This window comes from Streptomyces silaceus, assembly GCF_001419745.1.
GTDB lineage: Bacteria > Actinomycetota > Actinomycetes > Streptomycetales > Streptomycetaceae > Streptomyces > Streptomyces silaceus.
The window spans coordinates 1-3,934 of the sequence record NZ_LIRJ01000629.1; the positions used below are offsets into that span (position 1 = coordinate 1).

1 protein-coding gene is annotated in these 3,934 nt (G+C 73.5%); it reads left to right on the top strand.

Going from position 1 to position 3,934, the window contains the following annotated elements:
• Nucleotides 1-186: 186 nt before the first annotated feature.
• The coding region (locus AOK22_RS37985) for a non-ribosomal peptide synthetase (RefSeq protein ID WP_055703201.1) at nucleotides 187-3,934 on the top strand (3,748 nt) is incomplete at its 3' end.

Below are 3,934 nucleotides of genomic sequence, written 5' to 3' on the forward strand. Positions count from 1 at the left end.
CCGCCACCCACCTTCGCGCAACAGAACCCGTCCTCCCCGAGCGACCCGTGACGCGTCGGCGTCCGGAGCCTCCCCCCGTCGTCCGTGCTCCGCCGCAACGGCACCTCCCTTTCCCGCCCTGCGGCGTCACCGCGACCGGACTCCCGTCGGCCTCGATCCGTTCCCCTCACGGCAGAAGGACCGCCCTTGACGGCGATACACACCCCCCGCGACATCCCCTCCCCCGCACCGGGATCCGGTGCGCCGCCGCTCTCCTCCTTCGCCCAGCAACGCCTGTGGGCGCTGGAACAGGCGGAGGGCTCGAACGCGGCGTACAACGAGCAGATGGCCTACCTCATCGAGGGAGACCTGGACAGGGCAGTACTCGCGCGGGCCCTCGACGCCGTGGCCGCGCGGCACGAGACGCTGCGCACCCGGTTCGTCGCGGTGGCGGGCGAGGCACGCCAGGAGATCGCGCCGCCCGAGTCCGGCTTCGCGCTGCGCTCGGAGGACCTGTCGGGCCGTCCGGACACCGAGGAACTCCTCGTCGCCCGGCAGCGCGAGGAGTGCGAGACCCCCTTCGACCTGGGCGCCGGGCCGCTCGCCCGGGGGCGCCTGCTCACACTCGCGCCCGACCGGCACGCCCTGCTCCTGACGATGCATCACTCCGTCTTCGACGGCGGCTCGATGGAGATCATGCTGCCGGAGCTGAGTGCTCTCTACGCCGCCCTGCTGAACGGCGAGCCGGATCCGCTGCCGCCCCTGCCCGCGCAGTTCGCCGACCACGCCGCGCGACAGCACGCGTGGATCGCGAGCGAGGAAGCCGCCGCGCAAACCACTTACTGGACAGAGCAGTTGGCGAACGCACCGGCGCTGCTCCCGCTCCCGACGGACCGGCCGCGTCCCCTGCGCCAGGACCACACGGGCGGCCGCGTGCCGGTCCGCCTCTCCCCCGAACTCACGGACACGCTGCGCAGGGCGGCCCGTGCGGAGCGCGGCACGCTGTTCACCGCCGTCCTCACCGGCTGGCACGTCCTCCTCGGCCTGCTCTCCGGAGAGTCTGACAGCGTTGTCGGCATTCCCGTCGCGGGCCGTCGCCGACCGGAGGACGCCGGACTGATCGGCTTCTTCGTCAACTCCCTGGCCCTGCGCGCCGATCTGTCCGGCGACCCGACCGGAGCCGAGGCTCTCGGCCGGGTCCGTTCGTCGTTGCGCGGGGCGCTCGACCACCAGGACCTGCCCTTCGAGCGGGTGGTGAGCGCGGTGAACCCGCGCCGCGACCTCTCCCACAGCCCGCTGTTCCAGACGATGCTCGCGTGGGGCACCACCCGCCGGGGCTGGCTCCGCTTGCCCGGGGCCGACGTCGAGCCCCTCGACATCCCGTACGCCCCCGCCAAGTTCGACCTCACGCTGTCGCTGCACGAGGAGGACGGCGGCGTCGCCGGGTACCTCGACTACGCCCGCGCGCTGTTCGACCACGACACGGCCGAGCGGTTCGGGCGTTATCTCACGCGCGTGCTGGAGCAGTTGGCCGAGCACCCCCAGCGCGAGATCACCGCGTACACGCTGCTCGACGCGGACGAGCGCGCGGAGCTGCTCGCGGAGGGGCTGGGGCCGATCATCCCGGGCCCGTTCGTCGGCCCCGTCGAGCGGTTCGCCGAGCAGGTACGGCTGCGGCCCGACGAGCCGGCGCTGGTCTGCGGCGGCACCCGGCTGAGCTACGCCGAACTGGACCGGCGCGCCAACCGTCTCGCGCACGCCCTGCGCGCCAGGGGCGTACGGCCCGGCCAGGTCGTCGGCCTGCACTGCGGGCGCACGGCGGAGTTCGTCGTCGGCATGTGGGGCGTCCTGAAGGCCGGTGCCGCCTACCTGCCCCTGGACCCCGGCCAGCCGCACGGCCGGCTCCGGGCCATCGTCGAGGAGGCCGCGCCCGCCCTGGTGCTCGGCGACGTGGCGGACCCACCGGGCCCGTGGCTCGACCTCAAGGAGGTGGAGGCCGAGGGGGACCGCGACGACGAGCCCGGCACACCGCCGTCACCGTCGCAGCTCGCGTACGTCATCTACACCTCGGGCTCGACCGGACGCCCCAAGGGCGTGGCGGCGACCCACGGCAACATCGCCAACCTGCTGGAGAACTGGCTCGCCGCCTACGGTGCCCTGCCCGGTGAGGCGTCCTCGGCCTGGGCCAGCATCGGCTTCGACGCGTCCGTGCACGAGCTGTTCCTTCCGCCGACCACAGGCGGCGTGCTGCACCTCGTGCCCGACGAGACGCGCGGCGACCCCGACGCGCTGCTCGGCTGGATGCGGCAGCACCGCATCGCGCACGCCTGGCTGCCCGCCTCGTACGTCACCTGGATCGACGAGGACCCGGCGACCCGCCTGGCGGGCCTGTCGCTGCGCCACCTGGCCACCGGGGCCGAGCCGTTGCCCGAGCAGTCGCTGCGGCGGCTCCAGAAGGCCCTGCCCGGCCTGCGCATCTGCTACGTCTACGGACCGACCGAGACCACCGTCTACAGCATCACCTACAACGAGCCGCAGGACCTGGACCGGCGCTGCCCGATCGGCCGGCCCGTCGCCAACACCCGTGTCTATCTGCTCGACCGGCGCCGCGAACCGGTGCCCCCCGGGGTCGTCGGCGAGGTCTGCATCGGCGGAGCCGGCGTCACGCAGGGCTACCTCAACCGGCCCGACCTGACCGAGGAGCGCTTCCCCGCCGACCCGTTCGTCCCGGACGAGCGGATCTACCGCACGGGCGACCTGGCACGCCGACTGCCGGACGGGAACTACGAGTTCGTCGGCCGCGCCGACGACCAGGTCAAGCTGCGCGGGTTCCGCATCGAACCGGGCGAGGTGGCGGCCGCCCTGCGGGAGCTGCCCGGCGTCCAGGAGGCCGCGGTGCTCTCCGACCGGGACGAGGCCGGGGAGCTGTGCCTGGTCGCGGGCATCGGCCGGGGCGAGGCCCCGGAGTCCTCCCCCGAGCAGTGGCGCGCCGCCCTCGCCGAACGGCTGCCGGACTACATGATCCCGGCGCTCTTCGCCGAGTTCCCGCGGCTTCCGCTGAACCGCAACGGCAAGCTGGACCGCAAGGAGGTGCTCGACCGCGCCCGCGCGTCGCGCTCCGACCGCGTCAACACCCTCGCGCCGCGCGACCGGGTCGAGATGGCGCTGTACCGGATCTGGCGGCAGGTGCTCGTACACCCCGACATCGGCATCACCGACGACTTCTTCGCGGTGGGCGGCACCTCGCTGTCGGCCATCAAGGTGGCGCATCTGATCCAGGAGGAGTTCGGCCGGACCCTGCCGACCCGCGACGTCCTCACGTACCCGACCGTGGAACTGCTCGCCGCGCGGCTGCGCGGACAGACGCCGGTGACACCGGACGACGGCCTCGTCGAGTTCAGGGCGGGCCGGGACGGACGGCGGGTGGTCTGCGTCCACCCGGCGGGCGGCACGGCGTTCTGCTATCTCCCGCTGTCCTCCGCCCTTCCGGACGGCATCCGCGTGCAGGGGATCCAGGCGCCGGGCATCGACCCGGGCGAGGAGCCGCTGCCCTCGGTGGAGGCGATGGCGGAGCACTACCTGGCGCTGCTGCGGCCCGAGCCGGACGAGACGCTGGTGTTCTGCGGGCTCTCCTTCGGCGGACTCGTCGCGCACGAAATGGGACGGCGGCTGGCGCGGACCGGGCACACCGGGGTCTCCGTGGTGCTGCTGGACACGCACGCGACGGACGATCCGGTGGAGCGGGCGCGGTTCGCGCCGGTCGACGCCGCCGAGTTCCGCGACAAGCTGGTCCGCTTCAACGGCATGTACCCCGGGATCGACGACGCGCAGATCGACCGGTACTTCCGGATCTACAACCACAACCGGACCGCCGCCCGCGACTACGTCCCGCGGTCCTCGGACGCCCCGCTGCTGCTCGTGCAGGCCGCCGAGGCGGAGGTCGTCGAGGGCGGCG